This window comes from Pseudonocardia endophytica, assembly GCF_004339565.1.
In the GTDB taxonomy this organism is placed as follows: Bacteria; Actinomycetota; Actinomycetes; order Mycobacteriales; family Pseudonocardiaceae; genus Pseudonocardia; species Pseudonocardia endophytica.
Window position 1 is genome coordinate 3,469,341 of the sequence record NZ_SMFZ01000001.1, and the last position, 18,014, is coordinate 3,487,354.

The 18,014-nt window shown below is 73.7% G+C and carries 13 protein-coding genes; 7 read left to right on the forward strand and 6 right to left on the reverse strand.

The window, feature by feature from the left end; genetic code table 11:
- Positions 1 to 30 precede the first annotated feature (30 nt).
- Both dprE1 and dprE2 read left to right on the forward strand, forming a co-directional pair.
- Entirely contained in the window at positions 31 to 1,407 is a 1,377-nt protein-coding gene (gene dprE1 / locus EV378_RS16055) for a decaprenylphosphoryl-beta-D-ribose oxidase (protein ID WP_132425984.1), read from the forward strand.
- Positions 1,408 to 1,420: 13 nt separating this feature from the next.
- Positions 1,421 to 2,176: a decaprenylphospho-beta-D-erythro-pentofuranosid-2-ulose 2-reductase gene (gene dprE2 / locus EV378_RS16060; protein ID WP_132425987.1), complete on the forward strand. Its 756-nt coding sequence runs from the start codon at positions 1,421 to 1,423 to the stop codon at positions 2,174 to 2,176.
- Positions 2,177 to 2,180: 4 nt separating this feature from the next.
- On the opposite strand, the gene EV378_RS16065 is transcribed toward dprE2, so the two are convergent.
- The 3 genes from EV378_RS16065 to EV378_RS16075 all read right to left on the reverse strand — a co-directional run bounded on the left by EV378_RS16065 (position 2,181) and on the right by EV378_RS16075 (position 5,625).
- Positions 2,181 to 2,831 (reverse strand): nitroreductase family protein, encoded by a 651-nt coding sequence (locus EV378_RS16065; RefSeq protein ID WP_132425990.1) that lies wholly within the window; start codon positions 2,829 to 2,831, stop codon positions 2,181 to 2,183.
- A gap of 18 nt (positions 2,832 to 2,849) precedes the next feature.
- Positions 2,850 to 3,512: a hypothetical protein gene (locus EV378_RS16070; RefSeq protein ID WP_132425993.1), complete on the reverse strand. Its 663-nt coding sequence runs from the start codon at positions 3,510 to 3,512 to the stop codon at positions 2,850 to 2,852.
- A gap of 112 nt (positions 3,513 to 3,624) precedes the next feature.
- The gene (locus EV378_RS16075; protein ID WP_132425996.1) at positions 3,625 to 5,625 is read right to left on the reverse strand and encodes an acyltransferase family protein; all 2,001 of its coding nucleotides are present in this window, start codon (positions 5,623 to 5,625) and stop codon (positions 3,625 to 3,627) included.
- Between the two features lie 194 nt (positions 5,626 to 5,819).
- Between EV378_RS16075 and EV378_RS16080 the strand changes: the two genes are divergently transcribed.
- Together EV378_RS16080 and EV378_RS16085 are read left to right on the forward strand one after the other, a co-directional pair.
- Complete coding sequence (locus EV378_RS16080) at positions 5,820 to 9,074, forward strand: arabinosyltransferase domain-containing protein (RefSeq protein WP_165922304.1); 3,255 nt, start codon at positions 5,820 to 5,822, stop codon at positions 9,072 to 9,074.
- 49 nt (positions 9,075 to 9,123) lie between these two features.
- The gene (locus EV378_RS16085; RefSeq protein WP_132426002.1) at positions 9,124 to 11,031 is read left to right on the forward strand and encodes a glycosyltransferase; all 1,908 of its coding nucleotides are present in this window, start codon (positions 9,124 to 9,126) and stop codon (positions 11,029 to 11,031) included.
- Positions 11,032 to 11,043: 12 nt separating this feature from the next.
- Here EV378_RS16085 and EV378_RS16090 read toward each other — a convergent pair whose 3' ends face one another.
- Both EV378_RS16090 and EV378_RS16095 read right to left on the reverse strand, forming a co-directional pair.
- Positions 11,044 to 14,115, reverse strand: a complete 3,072-nt coding sequence (locus tag EV378_RS16090) for an arabinosyltransferase domain-containing protein (protein WP_132426005.1) — start codon at positions 14,113 to 14,115, stop codon at positions 11,044 to 11,046.
- Positions 14,112 to 16,088: a glycosyltransferase gene (locus EV378_RS16095; protein ID WP_279389633.1), complete on the reverse strand. Its 1,977-nt coding sequence runs from the start codon at positions 16,086 to 16,088 to the stop codon at positions 14,112 to 14,114. Before EV378_RS16095 ends, EV378_RS16090 begins: the two co-directional genes overlap by 4 nt.
- Before the next feature lie 193 nt (positions 16,089 to 16,281).
- On the opposite strand from EV378_RS16095, the gene EV378_RS16100 reads away from it, so the two are divergent.
- The 3 genes from EV378_RS16100 to EV378_RS16105 are packed head-to-tail and all read left to right on the forward strand — an operon-like array spanning position 16,282 to position 17,087.
- Positions 16,282 to 16,659, forward strand: a complete 378-nt coding sequence (locus tag EV378_RS16100; protein ID WP_132426011.1) for a nucleotidyltransferase domain-containing protein — start codon at positions 16,282 to 16,284, stop codon at positions 16,657 to 16,659.
- Positions 16,652 to 16,828 carry a hypothetical protein gene (locus tag EV378_RS35370; protein WP_165922305.1) on the forward strand — a complete coding sequence of 59 codons (177 nt, stop codon included), beginning with the start codon at positions 16,652 to 16,654 and terminating at the stop codon, positions 16,826 to 16,828. The genes EV378_RS16100 and EV378_RS35370 overlap by 8 nt, the downstream gene beginning before the upstream one ends.
- A gap of 58 nt (positions 16,829 to 16,886) precedes the next feature.
- The gene (locus EV378_RS16105) at positions 16,887 to 17,087 is read left to right on the forward strand and encodes a hypothetical protein (RefSeq protein WP_132426014.1); all 201 of its coding nucleotides are present in this window, start codon (positions 16,887 to 16,889) and stop codon (positions 17,085 to 17,087) included.
- Between the two features lie 6 nt (positions 17,088 to 17,093).
- Here EV378_RS16105 and EV378_RS16110 read toward each other — a convergent pair whose 3' ends face one another.
- The gene (locus EV378_RS16110; RefSeq protein ID WP_132426016.1) at positions 17,094 to 17,930 is read right to left on the reverse strand and encodes a hypothetical protein; all 837 of its coding nucleotides are present in this window, start codon (positions 17,928 to 17,930) and stop codon (positions 17,094 to 17,096) included.
- Positions 17,931 to 18,014: the final 84 nt, after the last annotated feature.

The window sequence follows — 18,014 nt, forward strand, 5'->3', positions numbered from 1 at the left end:
CCGGAGGCGCTCTCGGTAGCCTGGCCCGCGATGTCCAGTCCCCAGGAAGCGCGTCGCACCGAGTCCCTCTCCGGATGGGGACGGACCGCGCCGACCATCGCCGAGGTCGTCACCCCCCGCGACGGCCATGAGGTCGCCGACGCCGTGACCCGGGCCGGGCACCGCGGCGTGATCGCACGCGGCCTCGGCCGCTCCTACGGCGACCCGGCGCAGAACGCGGGCGGGCTCGTCCTGGACATGACCGGGCTGGACCGGGTGCACCACATCGACCAGGACACGTGCGTCGTCGACGTCGACGCCGGCGTCAGTCTCGATGCGCTGATGCGGGTCGCGCTGCCGCACGGCATGTGGGTGCCGGTGCTGCCGGGCACCCGCCAGGTGACGGTCGGCGGCGCGATCGGCGCCGACGTGCACGGCAAGAACCACCACACCAAGGGCAGCTTCGGCAACCACGTGGTCGCGATGGACCTGGTGACGGCGGACGGGTCGGTGCGCACGCTGACACCGGAGGGGCCGGAGTCGGAGCTGTTCTGGGCGACCGTCGGTGGCATGGGCCTGACCGGCGTGATCGTCCGGGCGAAGGTGCGGCTGCACCGGACCGAGTCGGCCTACTTCGTCGTGGACACCGACCGGACCGACGACCTGGACGGCCTGCTCGAGCTGCTCACCGACGGCAGCGACGACACCTACGGCTACTCGGCGGCCTGGTTCGACACGACGTCGACCGGCGCGAACCTCGGCCGGAGCGTGCTCACTCGCGGGTCGCTCGCGACCGTCGACCAGCTCCCGGACAAGCTCAAGCACGACCCGTTGAAGTTCGACGCACCGCAGCTGCTCACGTTCCCGGACGTGTTCCCGAACGGGCTGGCCAACCGGCTGTCGATGCGCGCGTTCAGCGAGCTGTGGTTCCACAAGGCCCCGAAGCGCCAGCGGGACGCCGTGCAGAACATCACGGCCTTCTACCACGTGCTTGACGCGTTCGGCGAGTGGAACCGGATCTACGGACCGAACGGCTTCCTGCAGTACCAGTTCGTCATCCCGATGGGCTCCGAACAGGCACTGCGGAAGATCCTCGAGAAGATCGCCGCGGCGCCGTTCAAGTCCGGGCTGAACGTGTTCAAGCGTTTCGGCGAGGGCAACGCCGCGCCGCTGTCGTTCCCGTTCGCCGGATGGACGATCACCGTCGACTACCCGATCGTCGCGGGCCTGTCCCGCTTCTGCACCGAGCTCGACGAGCTGGTGCTCGCCGCCGGTGGGCGGCTGTACCTGGCCAAGGAGTCGCGGACCAGCCCGTCGACGTTCGCCGCCGGCTACCCGCGGCTCGACGAGTGGCGCAAGGTCCGCTCCGCCGTCGACCCCGATGGGCGCTTCGCCTCCGACATGTCCCGCCGCCTCGAACTGATCTAGGAGTTCCCAGAAGATGATCGACGCCGTCGGAAACCCGCAGAGCATCCTGCTGCTGGGCGGCACGTCCGAGATCGGGCTGGCGAGCGTGCGCGCGTTCGCGGCGGACCGCGCGATGCGGGTCGTGCTGGCCGCGCGTCCCGGCCCCCGCCTGGACGCCGCGCGCACCGAGCTGGAGGGCCTCGGCTGCGCCGTCGAGACGCTCGAGTTCGACGCGCACGCCGTCGACACGCACGCCGACGTGATCCGCAAGGCGTTCGCGGGCGGTGACATCGACGTCGCGATCGTCGCGTTCGGACTGCTCGGGGACAACGAGCGCGGCTGGACCGAGGTGGATCATGCCGTCGAGCTCGCCCAGGTCAACTACACGGCGACGGTCTCGACGGGTGTGGCGCTGGCCGAGCGGTTCCGCGAGCAGGGTCACGGCTCGCTCGTCGCGATCTCGTCGGTGGCCGGTGAGCGGGCGCGGCGGTCGAACTTCGTCTACGGCTCGACGAAGGCCGGGATGGACGCGTTCTACACCGGGCTGACCGAGGCGCTGCGGCCGTCCGGGATCACCGTGACGATCGTGCGCCCCGGTTTCGTGCACACGAAGATGACCGAGGGCATGGACGCCGCACCGCTGGCCACGACGCCCCAGGCCGTGGCCGGGATCGTCGTGGACGCGGTGCGGAACCGGAAGGAGCTGGTCTGGGCACCGGCGCCGATGCGCTTCGTGATGAGCGCCCTGCGCCACGTGCCCCGCCCGATCTTCCGCAAGCTGCCGATCTAGGCCCTCACCAGCCGTCGACGTGCAGGACCTCGTCGAGCGGCTGGCGCGGGGCAGGCTTGAACGTGTCGCCGGTGTAGTACGCGACGGGCAGCAGAACGCCCTGGCGCACGTCGTCCGGGATGCCGAGCAGCTGCGAGATCTCCTTCTCGTACTTGAGGTGCAGCGTCGTCCAGGCGCTGCCCAGCCCGCGGGCGCGCAGGGCCAGCTGCAGGCTCCACGCTGCGGGCAGCAGCGAGCCCCACAGCCCGGCCTGGTTGGCCGCGGGCAGGTCGGCGGACGCCGTCAGGGCGCCGATCACGAGCACCGGCACGTCGCCCATGCGCTCGGCGAGGTACTCGGCGCTGGATGCGACTCGGCCCTGCGTGGCCTGCCGGTCCGCGTCACCGGACGCGTGGTTCGTCGCGTACTGCGGTGAGTTGCGGTAGCCGTTGAAGGAGTCCGCGTAGTAGTCGCCGATCTGCTTGCGCTTGTCCGGATCGGTCACGACGATCCAGTGCCAGCCCTGCTGGTTGGAACCGCTGGGCGCCTGCAGCGCGACCTCGAGGGCATCACGAAGGACGTCCATCGGGACCGGCTTGTCGAAGTCGAGCCGCTTGCGCACGGAGCGGGTGGTGGACAGCAGCTGGTCGGGGTCAAGGGGAAGCAGATCGGTCATGCCCCGATCCTCACCCCGTCAGCCCGGTCGGCGCACCACGAACACGGCCGACTCGCCGGACCCGGGCGCGAGCGTCAGGCGTCCGGCGGAGCGTTGCGCGGCAGCCGGAGCGGCACGCGGGTCCAACCCGACCGGGACCCGGCCGTACGGGCCGCGGGACAGCCCGTCGCTGCCCTCCCGGACGATCGCGAACCCGGCGTCGACGAGCAGCTCCCGGATCCGCGCGTGCCCGCGCGGGACGGGCGGGGTCGGCCAGCGCGGTCCGAGCAGCTCGCGGGCACGCCCGTCCGCGTCCGCCGCGACGACGAGTGCGCGCCCGCCCGGCTCCAGCGCGCGCCACCAGCCGCCGGGGCCGACGTCGGAGTCCAGCGCGTCGTCCGGGAGCCGGTCCAGGACGACGACGGCCGTCAGGGCGCGGACCGGCCCCGGCAACAACCCGATGTCGACGACGACCGGGCACCCCGGCGCACCGGCGCGCAGCTCCGCGGCCTCCTCCTCGGTGGCGGCCAGCCCGGACGCGGACCCGTAGCGGGCGAGCCCGGCCAGCAGCGCGCCGTCCGTGCCGCCGACGTCGAGGTAGGGACCGCGGCCGAGCTCGTGGCGGGCCAGCCGCACGTACCAGCCGACGGCGACGGCGTCCGGGGCCTGCGGGGCAGGGAGCGGGTCGGTCAGGGGGCTCATCGCACCGTTCGGCAGGGGACGGGGGTGGCCGGACCGCGTCGTGTGCCGCGCGGTCCGGCCACCCATCCTGCCGCCAGCGCCCCGGCGGCCGCGCTGCCGGGGCACTCCGGTCTCAGGCGTGTCGCGGGGGCAGGCCGTGGGCCGGCCGGCGCCTGCCGCGGACGGCCGCCGCCGCGGCGGCCACGATCGGTGTCGCCGCACTGCCGTGGGCGCGGTGCCTGCTGCGGCTGCGACCACAGCGTTCGACACCGGACCGGCTTCCGCCGGAGCGTCCGGCGCGGGGCTCCGGCACGTCCGCGTCCTCGACGGCCGCTCCGTCCCCGTAGCCCCGGTCGCCTACCCGATCCCGCCGGGCGGGGTCGCCGACGGCCTGGCCGCCGGTCCAGCCGTCGTCCGCCCGGTCGTCGCCGTACCGGTCGTCGGGCGGTCCGTCGTCGACCGGCCCGGCCTGGGCCGGGGGCTCACCGGTGCCCTGGCGCGACGGGCCCGCCGGGGCCGACGTCCGCGCCGCGTCCCGGATCTGCTCCGAGCGGTCGCTCGCGTACTCCTCCGGCGCGGGCGCCCACGACCGCAGCCGCGCGGCCGCCATCAGGTTCCCGGCCAGGCGGTCGCCGTGACGGTCGTCGCCGTGTCCGGCGGCGCGGGCCATGTCCCGGGCGTCGTGCAGGCGGACCAGGGCGGGCACCGGGTCGGCGGGACCGGCCTGGCGCGGCAGCGGCGACGGCAGGACGACGCGGTCCGTCTCCTCCACAGGGGACGACGGCCGGGGCCGGGCCACCCGCAGCGTCGGCGGGTCGAGTCGCGCGCGGTCGGTGTCGACCGGTCCGGCGCCCTCGGGGACGACCGCGTCCGTCGGGACGGCCGGTCCGGGCACGACGGCGGCCGGGGTACGCCGCCGGGCGCCCGGCAGGTCGCGCATCCACCCCCGCGCCGGCTGCTCGACGAACGTGTAGAGCAGGTGCGCCACCGGCACCGTCGCGACGAGCACGACGAGCGCGACGACGTGCGCGGACAGCGTGCCCGGTGCCAGCAGGCCGTCGAACCGATCCCCCGTCCCGTTCCGAAGAGCCAGCCAGAACATCTCGAACATCGGGATGTGCACCAGGTAGAGCGCGTAGGAGATGCGTCCGCCGTGCACCATCGGCCGCGAGCCCAGCCACCGCGCGGGGCCCCGCTCGGTCAGCGCCAGCGCGCCGACCAGCACCGGGAACAGGACGACGACGAGACCCAGCAGCCCGCCGCCCGCGGCATCGCCGGCGAGCAGCCCGCCGACGATTCCCAGCAGGGCGACCCACGCGGTCGTCGGAGCGATCCGCCGGGCCCGCGCCGATCCGGTCAGGCGCCGCACGGCCAGCAGCGTCAGCACGCCCGCCGAGAAGCCGCAGAGCACCCGCACCAGCCAGCTGAACGGGTAGTACGGGCTGCCGACGACGAGGTACGCCGCGGCCATCGGCGCCATCGCCAGCAGGGCACCGAACCCGAGCACGACGACCGGCAGCCGTCGCAGGCGGAAGAAGACGAGCGCCGTCAGCGGGAACAGCAGGTAGGCCAGCCACTCCGCGCTGATCGACCACGTCGGCCCCACCCAGGACGCCCCGTCCAGGAACGGCCGGTCCCACATCTGGACCAGCAGGAGCTGCCGCAACCACTGGCCCCAGGACAGGTCCGGCTGAACGGCCTGGAACGCGATGTCGCCGCCGGAGCCGTACGTCGCGCGGATCAGCAGCCAGACACCGAACAGGTGGAACACGAGGAGGTAGGCGGGCCACATCCGCCCGGCGCGCGCCCACACGAAGCGACCGGCCGACCGCAGCCGCAGCCGCGGACCCATCCGGTCCAGGTACGTGTGCGCGATCACGAAACCGCTCAGCACGAAGAACAGGTCCACCCCGAGCGAACCCTGGGTGACCAACGGCCCGAGCACGGCGCTCACATCGGTGACGCCGGGAAGGGCGGTGAAGTGGAAGTGGAACGCCACCACCCACAGCGCCGCGACGATCCGCAGGCCGGTCAACGCCCGCAGCTCACCGCCGGGCGCGCGGCCCGGCCGTCCTGCGGTGTCCGGGTCCGACGCGGTGGGGCCGGTGACGAGGGGCTTCACATCGGGGGCCAACGAGGTGTCCGCGCCACCGTCACCGGTGACACCCGAACAAGGCCCGAATGTCGCAGCTCGTCACGCTGCGTGTCGACCGTCGGGCGAATACGGACTTGACACCCCGGCCGGGCGAAGCCGACGAACGGATCGCGGAAGCCTGCGGCGGTGGGGCACTTCCCGGTCGGCCGATCGCGCTGTCTAGCCTCGACCGGGTGCTGACCACCGACCAGGTGGCCGAGAGACGGCCGGACACACCCGTGTCCCCGGTCCGTGGCCCACGCCCCGCCGACCGGTGGCTGGCCGCCGGTCTCGGTCTGCTCGCCGCAGTTCTCGCGCTCGCCGTGCCGTTCCTGCCGGTCGACCAGAAGACGGCCGAGGTCAACTGGCCGTCCGCGCAGACCGGCACCGCACCCGTCGACGCACCACTGGTCACGTTGCGGCCGGAGACCATGGACGCGACGTTCGGGTGCGCCGGGATCCGCAGCCTCGACGCCCGCACCGACGGGCCGGCGACCGTGTTCTCGACGGTTCCCCAGGCGTCGCCGATCGGGGCGGCCGTGGCGATGCGCGTCAGCGTCGACAACGGGACGCTGTCGGTCGACAACCGGGGCATCCAGGTCGCGTCCCGGTCGCTCCCGGCGGGCGACTGCTCGCTGGCCATCACCTCCGACGCCGCGCGGACGGCGGCGACGCTCGGCGGTCAGGAGCTGTTCGGGCTCGACGGCGACAACCGGCCGCAGGTCACCGGCGTGTACTCCTCGCTGGACCAGGCACGTGACCCGGTCGCCGGCACATCGGTTCGCTTCGACGCGGACAACCGCTACGACAGCGTGTCCAGCACGCTGAAGGTCGTCGCGTCGGTCCTGGCCGTGCTGGCGCTGGCCGGCAGCCTGTGGTTCCTGCGCAGGCTCGACGACCGCGACGCCCGTCGCGTGCTGCACAACCGCAGGCGGCTGTCCCGCGCGCTGCAGGGACGCGACATCGTCCGCGACTCACTCGTCGTCGTCGTGCTCGCGGTCTGGGCCGTGATCGGCTCGATGACCTCCGACGACGGCTACATCCTCGCGATCTCCCGTGGCGCCGACTCGTCGGGCTACATCGGCAACTACTACCGGTGGTTCAACGCGCCGGAGGCCCCGTTCGGCTGGTTCTACCAGCTGTACTCGCTCTGGAGCGGGGTCTCCGAGTCCGTGCTGTGGCTACGGCTACCGGCACTCGCGATGGGCATCGCGTCCTGGTTCCTGATCAGCCGTGCACTGCTCCCCCGGCTCGGCACCCGGGTGCGACGCAGCCGGTCGGCCGGCTGGGCCGCGGCGGGCGTGTTCCTGTGCTTCTGGATGCCGTTCGACAACGGCCTGCGCCCCGAGACCCCGGTCATGATCGCGGCACTGCTGTCGTTCGTGATGCTGGAGCGCGCGATCGCGATCCGTCGGCTGACGCCGGTCGCGTGGGCGCTGATCGCCGCCGCGTTCGCCGTCGCGGCGACGCCGACCGGCCTGATCGCGCTGGCGCCGTTCCTGGCCGCCGCCCGCCCGCTGCTGCGCCTGCTCACCGAGCGCGCGCGCCGGACCGGGTGGCTGTCCACGTTCGGCCCGCTCCTGGCCGCCGGGCTGATCGTGCTGGTGGCGATCTTCGGTGACCAGACGTGGGCGACGATCGCCGAGGCGACCCGCGTCCGGACCGACATCGGCCCGAACCTGTACTGGTACCAGGAGCTGGTCCGCTACCAGGCACTGTTCGCCCAGAACCAGGACGGCTCGCTGCAACGCCGCTTCCCGGTGCTGCTGCTCTGGCTGTGCACCGCGGTGGCGGGCATGGTGCTGCTGCGGCGCGGCCGGATCCCCGGCGCCGCACTCGGCTTCTCCCGGCGCCTGATCGGGAGCACCGTCCTCTCGTTCGCCGTCCTCGCGCTGACGCCGACGAAGTGGACCCACCACTTCGGTGCGTTCGCCGCGCTCGGGGCGGGCATGGCCGCACTCGCGGCGCTGGCGACGAGCACCGGGGTGCTGCGCTCGCGGCGCAACCAGGCCTTGTTCCTGTCCGCCGTGCTCGCGATGACCGCTCTGGCGTTCGTCGGACCCAACTCGTGGTGGTACGTCTCCAACTGGGGTGTGCCCTGGTTCGACAAACCACCCTCGATCGCCGGGTACTCGGCGACCGAGCTGCTCCTGATACTCGCCGGTCTGTCGCTGGTGGTCGGCGTCGTCGAACACCTGCGCACACCGGACATCCCCCGCCCGGTGCTGACCACCGAGGACAGGCCCCGCAAGCGCAGGCGGCGGGGACTGTCCCAGGCCCAGGCCGTCCGGCTCGGGTCCGCACCGATCGCCGTCGTATGCGCGCTGATGGTGCTGTTCGAGGTGGCGTCGCTGGCCAAGGGCATGGAGAAGCAGATCGGCAGCTACTCCCTCGGCGCCGACCTGATCTCGGACCCGACGATGTCGCAGTGCGGCCTCGCCGGGCGGCTGCAGGTCGAGACCGACCCGCAGGCGGGTGTGCTGCAGTCGATCCCGGCAGGCTCGAACCCGGACGACGCGCCGCAGGCGACGGGCTTCTCGGCGTCCGGTCTCCCGCCGTCCGGTCCCGGGTCGCTGCGCGACACCGACGGCACCGGCGACCGCTCCCCGAGCATCAGCGGCACCGGCCCGCAGGGCGGCCCGATCATGGGCAGCTACAGCAGCGCGCCGAACGCCGTCGGCGAGTACCGGTCCGGCTGGTACCGCCTGCCTGCCGCGGCCCGGTCCGGGTCCGCGCCGCTCGTGCTCGGGATCGCCGGTGTGGTCGGCGAGGGGAACGAGCTGACGCTGCAGTTCTCGCGGTCCACACCGGACGGCGGCGAGCAGATCGTCGACGAGATCGAGCCGGGTGGCACCAGCGGCACCGTGGCGACGGTGGCGGACCTCGAGGGCGACTCGGCGGGGACCCGGGCCTGGCGCGACGTCCGGCTCGACCTGGCCGGTCGTCCCGCCGCGGACGCCGACCGGGTCCGCGTCATCGCCACCGACGGCGGCACTCCGCCGAACACGTGGATCGCCGTGGCCCAGCCGCGGGTCCCGATCCTGACGCCGCTGACGCAGCTCGTCGGCAACCGACCGGGCTACATCGACTGGCCCGCGGCGTTCACCAGCCCGTGCCTGCGCCGCTACGACACGAACGCGGGCATCGCCGAGGTCCCCGCCTACCGCGTGCTGGCCGACCCGCAGCAGCGCGGGCCGGGCGACGGGCAGGGTTCGGTGAGTGCGGGCGGCACGCTGTCCTGGATGGACCAGATCGCCACCCAGCGGTACGTCCCGACCTACCTTCCGGGAGCATGGGACTTCGACTGGGGCCAGTTCCGGCTGGTCGAGCCGTACACGGCGGGCGTCGTGCCGCCGGACGTCACGACCGGGAGCCGCACGATGTGGGGCTGGCAGCAGGTCAGGACGATCGGCCCGCCGCCGCCGGAACCGCCCGTGCTGCCAGGCTGACCCCATCGCCGCCAGAACACCGCCGGACGACCCGAGAGGGCCTGCCCCCATGCTTCGCGCCGCAGAGAACGACGCACCGACCGAGGAGCCGGAGGTGAGCGCGCCCGCAGACGACGGGGCGGGCCGCCTTCTCGTCCAGCGGGGGCCGTTCACCGGCCCGTCGGACCTGGTGCCGGAGGACCTCTACGCCGAGGTACTGCGCGGCACCGCCCGCCGGGAGCGCACCGGGATCCGGCTGACGCCCGGCACGCTCGTCACGACGAACACGTACTGGGGTCGGCTGCACGCGACGTACTGGCAGCGCTGGACGGCCGTGCGCGAGGTGCGGGTGGATCTGCACGCCGCCGGCACCGGCCGCGTGCGGCTGATGGCGTCGGACACGAACAAGGTGCCGCGGACCGTCGCCGTCGCGAACGTCGACGGCTCCGGCGAGGTCGTGCTGACCGGCGCGATCGACCGCTTCCTCGACGGTGGCGGCATGTGGCTGGAGATGGTCACCGACGTCGGCGAGCTGACCGTCTCCGACGTCCGGTGGAGCGTTCCTCGGCAGGCCGCGGACAGGCCGACGTCGATGACGATCTGCACGTTCAACCGGGTCGAGGACTGTCTGAACACGCTGCAGGCGCTCGGCGACGACCCGGAGGCGCTGGAGCGGCTGGAGATCGTGCGGGTCGTCGACCAGGGCACCGACCCGCTGGAGAGCCGCGACCGGTTCACCGAGGTCATGGCCGGGCTCGGGGCGAAGCTGCGCTACCAGCGCCAGCCGAACCTCGGCGGCGCGGGCGGGTTCACCCGTGGCCTGTTCGAGGCCACCGCCGGGGCACCGGAGTCCGACCACGACGTCCTCCTGATGGACGACGACGTACTGCTCGAGCCGGAGATCGTCGTCCGCCTGACCGGGTTCGCGGCGTGCACGACGCACCCCACGATCGTCGGCGGCCAGATGCTCAACCTGCTGCACCCCGACCACGTGCACATCACGGCGGAGTACGCGCTGCCGGAGAAGATGAAGGTCGGCATCCCGGTCCCCGGCGCGATGCGCGAGGCGCACCTGCTCGGCCGCGACGAGCGCCTGCTCCCGATGGTGCAGGACCGGCGCGTGGACACCGAGTACAACGGCTGGTGGTCCTGCCTGATCCCGGCCGCGATCGTGCGCGCGGTCGGGTACCCGCTGCCGCTGTTCTTCCAGTGGGACGACGTCGAGTTCGGCTACCGGGCCCGCGAGCACGGCTTCCCGACGGTGTCGCTGCCCGGCGCAGGGGTCTGGCACGCGGACTTCGGCTGGAAGGACTGGGACGAGTGGCACCGCTACTTCAACCAGCGCAACGGCCTGATCACCGCGGCCCTGCGCACCGGGTTCGACCGGCGCGTCGTGACCGGCACGGTGATCGAGCTGCTGGCGCAGTACCTGGTGGCGATGCAGTACGGGCTGGCCGCGACGCTGCTGCAGGCCGTCGAGGACTTCCTGGACGGCCCGTCCGTGCTCGACGACGGATCGGCGCACGCCGCCGCGGAGATCCGCCGGATCCGCGCCGAGTACCCGGAGACGAAGGCCGTCCCGATCGACGAGCTCGGGCTGGACTTCCGCGAGACGCAGGTGCACCTGGCTCCGCCCGGGAAGCCGTCGAAGATGGTCCGGACCTGGGGCAAGCGGCTGCTGCTGCAGGCCACCGGGCGGGTGCCGTTCCGGACCGGCATGGTCCCGGCCGGCGAGGCGCACTGGTGGTTCGTGTCGCTGTTCGAGCGCGCGATCGTGACCGACATGGCCGAGACCGGCGTCCGGGTGCGCACCCGCGACCGCGATCGCCAGCAGGAGCTCGTCCGGCGTGCGACGGGCACGGTGCGTCGGTTGTGGACCGACGGCGGTGCCGTCGCGCAGCAGTGGCGTGACGCAGCCCCGCGCCTGACCGCCCGCGAGAACTGGGCCCGCCTCTACGGGCTCACCGAGGAGCGCTGAGCAGCCCGGGCGTCAACCCAGGAAGTCGCGGCCCGTGTAGTCCTTCCCGGCGAGCGTGGGCAGGCGGGTCCAGCCCCAGCGTTCGACGGTGCCGACGTCGAGGTCGTAGAGGCCGGCCGGATGGTCGGTCACGACGCGCTCGACGTGGCCCCATGCGAACATCGCACGTCCGCCCGGCGGATCGAGCGCCGACGGGATCTCCACGTAGCGGGCCGAGCGGTCGATCCCGGCCAGGGTGCCGCCGTTGGCGGTGAACGTGGAGTTGTCCTCGGTCGCGCCCTCCAGGTCGTCGCCGGTGCGCAACCGGAACGCGGGGACCTGCGCGATGCCGTCGGCGATCGTGATCTGGTTCGCGCACGGCCAGAGCGCGGCGGAGGCCTGGTCGGCGAACACCGGGCTGTCACCGATCACCTCGGACGCCGGGCGGGGCGCCGCCAGGTAGGGCGCCGCGACGCCGAACCAGCTGTCGGAGTCCGCCAGCCGGTCGGACGCGACGAGCCGCACCGCGGTCACCGGGCCGGGCAGGTCGACGCCGGACAGCTCGGCCGTCAGGTCCGTCCAGTCGGCCTTCTTCTCACCGGGCAGGCCGAGCTCGGTCCGCGCCGTCGCCGTCGGGGCCCCGACGGGTCCGGTACCGAACTCGAGCGCGATCGACTGCCCGGAACGCAGGTCGCCGGTGGCCGGGACGATCAGGGAGCGGTCGTCGCCCCCGGCGGGCAGCGGGTACCAGCCCGACGTGACGGCGCCGGTGCCGGAGCCGCCGGGCACGTCGTCGTGCCAGACCTGCGCCGTCGGCACGGCGGGTGGTGCGCTGCGCTGCGGCGGGATCCCGGGCCGCAGGTCACCGGAGAGCGTCTCCGGCCCGGCGGGCGGGCCGAGCGCGGGGTCGGTCGGCGAGAGGACACCGACGGCGTCGGCGAGCCCGCAGCCGCGCCCGGCGAACGTCGCCAGGTTCATCGACGCCACCGACGCGCCGGGCGCCTGCGCCACGGGCGCGACGGCGAACACCAGCGCCAGCAGCACGACTCCGCCGGACAGCGCCGTGCCGAGGACCGCGCGGTCCGGGGTCAACCCGGAGGGCCTGCCCGCGCGGCGCCTGCGGTAGATCCACCAGACGGCCACCAGCGCGACCGCGATCCACGGCACCGGGCTGCGCAACGTCAGCGGTCCGAGGTGTGGCGCCATCGAGTCGGTGTTGATCGGCGCTCCGAGCACCGAGTGGTTGCCGAACGGCTGCCCCCAGTCCCCGAACGGGCGCCAGAGGTTCGGTCCGGCGTAGGAGACGGCGGCCGCGACCCCGACGGCGGCCGTCGCGACGGCCAGCACCCGCGCCGGCACCCGTCGTGGCACCGGGGTACGGACGAGTGCCAGCGCCAGCAGCAGCGTCGCCGGCGCGGCGACCGCGCCGAAGTGGTTCACCCACTTCGTCGGCGACACGGCGACCGCGACGAGCGAGAGCGCGCCCAGCGTCAGCGCCCAGCCGAGTGCGCGCCCGAGGGGACCGCCCGTGCCGCGCCGGCGTCCGAGCCGCACCAGGCCGGCGACGAGCACGGCGAGCAGCAGCAGGACCGGCAGCCGCTTGCCCCAGGCGCCGCGGTCGTCGGGCTCGAGAAGGTTCGCGTAGTGGACGATCTCGGAGAACCAGGAGTACTGGAAGTAGTACCAGCGGTGCACGGCGACCGATTCGCGCACGTCGCCGAGCGTCGCGTCGGAGAACCCGAGCGGCACCACGATGCTCGCCGCACCGACGGCGGCCGCGACCATCGCGAGCCGCCCGGTCCAGGACGCGGCGCGCAGCCGCGACCAGACGAGCGGCACGGCGAACAGCAGCGGGACGGCCGCGACGAGCGCGGTCGGAGCCGTCGTCACCCCGACGCTGGCCACCGCCACGGCGGCGGCCAGCGGACCCAGCGACCGCCGGTGCAGCGCGAGCGCGACGAGCAGCATCACACCGGCCGTCGCGACCGTGCCCGCCGGCTCGGGGCGCAGCGTGATGCCGTAGGCCATGAACCAGAGCAGGTGCGCCGCGGCGAGCGCCCAGACGACGCCTGGCCGCCGGCCGATCCGTCCGGTGAGGACGCACAGCAGCGCCCGGAGCAGCGCGTACGTGCCGATCCCGTACAGCACCGGGAGCACCCGCAGCCACAGCAGGCCCCAGCCGGGCACGCCGATCGCCTCGCCGATCGAGCCCCAGAACTGCATCAGGTACTGGCTGGTGGAGAACGGGTTCTCGGTGACGTCGAACTGGTAGATGTAGTTGCCGACGTAGCCCGCCGCGTCCGCGTTGCGCGCCATCAGCGCGTACCACGAGTCGTCGATGTTGACCGGTCCGAGCACGGCCCACGCCGCGGACGCGACGACGACCACGGCGTCGGCCGGTGAGAACCGCGGCCGGGTCACCGGGCGGGCGGTCTCCCGCCACGTCCGCCAGGCCACGACCAGCAGTGCCGCGAGCGCCAGCAGGTGCGCCACCAGCAGGACGGTCTTCGACGTCGACGGCGACGACTCGTACCGCGCGTCGGTGTGCAGCTGCACCCGCAGGCCGGTGGCCGCGTTCCCGGTCGCGGCCGTCGCGAGCTCGGCGACCTGCGGCGGGTCCAGGCCCGGACGCTCGGCGATCGGGGCGCCGTCGCGCAGCAGCGTGGTGCCGGACGCGTCCGCCGTCAGCCGGTAGGAGCAGGCGCTGTCACCGACCGGCCCGCTGTAGAGCTGCTGGCCGGACGACGTGACGGTGAGCCGGCCATCCGCCGTCGACACCAACAGGCCAGGGCCCTCCGCGGCGTTCACCGACGCCGGGATCGTGCGCAGGACGTCGCCCTGGACCGCCCGCGCCGTGTCGCACGGGACGTCGGCGGTCAGCTGGAGCGGGCGGTACGGCGACAGCGGCACGACCGTCGAGGCCGGGGCCTGCCCGGCCGCGGGCCAGGTCACGACCGGGTCCTTCGCCTGGACCGGCGCCAGCACGGCGAGCAGCCCGAGCAGCGAGGTGAGCACGCCGAGCACCAGCACGGCCGTCCACCTCGGACGGGCCGGCGGAGCCTCCCGGTCGGATCCGACCGGCGGCGCCGCCGTCGCGGTGCTCACTCGAAGACGTGCTTCCAGCCGTCCCGGCTCGTCAGCGTCGGAAGGGCTTTCCGGTAGCGCTCGCGCAGGCCGGCCCAGCCCGCGTCCACCTCGCGGTGCAGCCGCAGCGACTCGGTGACCATCCGCTTGAACATCGCCGGGTCACGGCGCCGGAACGTGACGCCCCGACCGTCCGGGGTGGACACCGTCGCGGAGTCCAGACCGGCCAGCACGAACCACTGGGCGTTGCGCCACGGCACGTTGCGCTGCGGGCGCTCGCGCAGCTCCGGGTTCGGCGTCCTGAGGTTACGGAGCACGCCGCGCGCCAGTCCCAGGCCCGCCTTCAGACGGCCGACCGGCGGCTCCGGGAACAGCTGGGCGCCCAGCGCGTCGAGATCCGCGAGCGGGACGTCGGTCGCCGAGTCCAGCGGGCGGCCGTCGTCGTACTCGGCACGGACGGCACGGATCTCCGGCAGCGCCGTCGGCAGCTTCGGGAACAGCGCCTCCGGCCCGGCCAGGAAGTCGGTGAACGCCTTGATCTGCAGCGCGACCGCCGAGTACTCCATCAGCATCAGGTGCCGCAGCGTCCGCTTGAACGTCTCCCGCAGGATCGCCTTCGGGTCGTCAGGGCCGTGCAGCGCGGCGGCGACCAGGCGGTTGCGGTAGTGGAAGTACGCCTGCCAGTCCGACGAGTCGTCCTTCTCGATGAACGACATGTGCCAGATCGCGATGCCCGGCACGGTGGCCGTGCGATAGCCGCGCGAGCGGGCCCGCAGGCCGTACTCCGCGTCGTCCCACTTGATGAACAGCGGCAGCGGAAGGCCCAGGTCCGCGGCGACGGCCTTCGGGATCAGGCACATCCACCAGGCGTTGTAGTCGACGTCGACCCGCCGGTGCAGCCACGGCGACTGGCGCAGCGGCTGCTCGGCCATGTCGTGGTGGTTCTCGGTCCTGGGGGCGCTGCGCCACATGAACTGGTTGCGGTCGACGACCTCGCCCATCGTGGACAGCTGCGAGCGCGCCTGCAGCGACAGCATCTGGCCGCCGACCAGCATCGGCTGGCGGGAGAACCGGGAGAACGCGACGGCACGCAGCACCGAGTCCGGCTCGAGCAGGATGTCGTCGTCCATGTAGAGGATCTGCTCGCAGTCGATCCCCTGCGACCCGCCGGTCCCGTGCAGGACCTCGTACATGATCCGCGCGTAGCCGCCGGACCCGCCGAGGTTCGGCTGGTCGACGATCCTCAGGCGGTCGCCGAGGACGGCGGCGGCCTGCTCGTAGCCGGCCTCGTCGCGGACCTTCTGCGTGCCCTGGTCCGGCAGCACGACGGCGACGACGGTGTCCAACACCTCGGGGTCCTCGCCGATCGCGGTCAGCGTGGCGACGCAGTCGGCCGGCCGGTTGAACGTCGGCATCCCGATCGCGACGGCCGCACGGCCGGGCGCCTCGACCGGCGCGTGCCAGCCGCCGCCGTGCAGCGTCAGCTCGCCCTCGTCGGTGGTGAGGTCGAACCAGAACCAGCCGCCGTCCTCGAACGGGCGCAGGTCCAGGTCCATCTCGACGAGCCGCCGTCCGGAGACGAGCTCGCCGCCGACGTAGATCTGCGAGCCGTCGGCCTTCGTCCGATAGACGTCGACCCGGCCGGCCCCCTCGACGTCGAGCCTCAGCGTGATGCCGGTCAGCGTGGACCACGCGCGCCAGTAGCCGGCCGCGAACCCGTTGAAGTAGGAGCCGAACGAGACCTCGGTCTGCGCGGGCACGACGGCCGTCGTCCGCGACGTGACCCGGGTCCTCCGCCCGCCCGTCGACGAGACGGTCAGCGTGATCGCGCGGCTCGTCTCGTCCGGCAGCGGCTCGACCGGCGACAGCGTGGCCCCGGAGCGCTCGTCGAGGTAGAGCGCGCGGACCGCGGTCGGGTCCGCCGGACGGGGCATGATCACCCGCTGCAGCAACGTCGGCCCGCTCGTCACGGAGCGGGCGTTCGTGTCGGGCACGTGACCTCGCTGATGGGTGGGGGCTGTCGTCATCCGGGGCGGCCTCGGTCCTCACGGTCGGGCGGCGTACGTGCGCGCGGGGGCGTGCAACGGCGGCCCCGAGGGTAGCCGCGGTGGCGGTCGTCACCGGGAGGCGGGCGGCGTGCCGCGCGACCGGCGTCCGTCCGGAGGACACGGGTGCCACACTTGCCCGATGAGTGCCGCGGTCGAGCTGCCTGCGGGCACGGTCGACGCCCTGCGTGCGGCCGGTGCCCGGTTCGCCCTGCTGCACGGCAGCCGCGCGACCGGAACCGCCCGCCCGGACTCCGACGTCGACGTCGCGGCCTGGTGGGCAGCCGATCCGCCCGCGTCGTTCGAGGTGGATCTTCCGATCGGCGTGGACCTGCTCGTGCTGAACCACGCCCCGCTGGAGCTGGCAGGCCCGGTCGCCCAGAACGGGATCCTCGTGTTCGACGACGATCCGCCCGCCCGCGTGCGCTGGGTCGCGACCCTGCGCAAGATCTACGCCGACGAGCTGCCCCGGATGCGCCGCGCGCATCGGGAGTTCCTGGAGAGCGTCCGTCGTGGTTGACGGCGACCGGGCCGCTCGTCTGCTCCGGTCGATCACCGACGACCTCGCCGTCCTGCGCGCCGAGGCAACGACCGGGCCGCAGCGTCGGGCGGCGGACCCGCTCGACGATCCGTCGGACCTGGCCGACTTCGTCGCGGCCGTCGCTGGGTGGGTGCCGGACCAGGCGTGACGGTTCCGCTCGCGGCGTCGAGCAGGCACCCTCGGGTGAGCCCACCGGGGAGGGTCACGTGGCCGGGAACACGGACGACGAGCTCGGCGACGCCGTGGACGACGCGCTGACCGACGAGGTCAAGCGCCAGAAGGCGCGGTTCGTGCAGGCGTTCCTCGGCGCCGACCGCTTCGAGGGCGTCGGGCGCGCCGAGGGCGAGGCCGAGGACCGGCTGCGACACGAGCTAGGGCTCGACCGGCCGGAGGATCCCGACGGCTGACCGCCGTCAGGCGCCGCAGTCCTGGTCGGAGACGCCGTCGCCGCAGAACGTCGTCGCCGCGTCACCACGCCCGATCGTCACCACCCCGGGTCGCGGGGAGGCGATCGGGAGGGTGCTGCCGGTCGGCACCTCGGGCTCGTCGTTGCTGGTCAGGACGCGGGCGTTCGATCCGGACACCTGCAGGGTGACCCTCGCGACCTGCTCCGGCCCGCGGTACTCGCACGGCACGCCGGGCGTGTCCGGAGGGCACTCGTCGTAGGTGCGGAACGTGTACGTGCCGCGGCCGGACGCGTCGATCGCCAGCGAGCGTCCGTGCCCGAGGTAGGTGCCGGCCGGGATCGCGGCACCGGACGACGCGGGGCGCGGCTTCTGCCCGACGCCGACGAACGCGAGCTTCCCGTCGCCGGTGATGCCGAGGCCGTGGTCGCCGTCGGAGTAGAGGTAGGCGATCTCCGGACGCGGCTGCGGCGGGTTGCGCAGCGCGGTGACCAGGCGGGCCCGGTGGGTCGGGTCGTCCAGGCGGCTCGCCGTCCGTGCCCATCCGGCGGCGCCGGGCGACGGTTCGTACAGGTCGCGCACCGACGCGGTCGTGCCGGAACGCAGCGCGGCGTCGATCCGCCGCACCCCGTCGGCGACCGCCGGTGGCACGGCCGCGCCGTTCGTGTCCGTCAGTGCGGGGCCGCCCGCCTCGGCGGCTGAGGTGGTGGCGGTGGCGGTGCCTACGGCGGCGTTCGGTTCCGCCGTCGGGCTCGGCGGCGGAGCGGTCGCCGGGATCCCGGTCGAGCAACCGGCCAGCGCCCCCGCGGCGACCAGCAGAGCCGCCACCACCCGCATTCGGATCACCCGCCGACCCTAGGGCGCGCGGAACCGCACCGTCTCCGCTCGTCCACAGTTCTGGGGACGACGAGATCGCAGCCATGGCGGTCG

Bases quoted from the DNA above. Each gene is read 5' to 3' on its own strand.
- dprE1 (WP_132425984.1), top strand. From the start codon at position 31: ATGTCCAGTCCCCAGGAAGCGCGTCGCACCGAGTCCCTCTCCGGATGG.
- dprE2 (WP_132425987.1), top strand. From the start codon at position 1,421: ATGATCGACGCCGTCGGAAACCCGCAGAGCATCCTGCTGCTGGGCGGC.
- EV378_RS16065 (WP_132425990.1), bottom strand. From the start codon at position 2,831: ATGACCGATCTGCTTCCCCTTGACCCCGACCAGCTGCTGTCCACCACC.
- EV378_RS16070 (WP_132425993.1), bottom strand. From the start codon at position 3,512: ATGAGCCCCCTGACCGACCCGCTCCCTGCCCCGCAGGCCCCGGACGCC.
- EV378_RS16085 (WP_132426002.1), top strand. From the start codon at position 9,124: ATGCTTCGCGCCGCAGAGAACGACGCACCGACCGAGGAGCCGGAGGTG.
- EV378_RS16100 (WP_132426011.1), top strand. From the start codon at position 16,282: ATGAGTGCCGCGGTCGAGCTGCCTGCGGGCACGGTCGACGCCCTGCGT.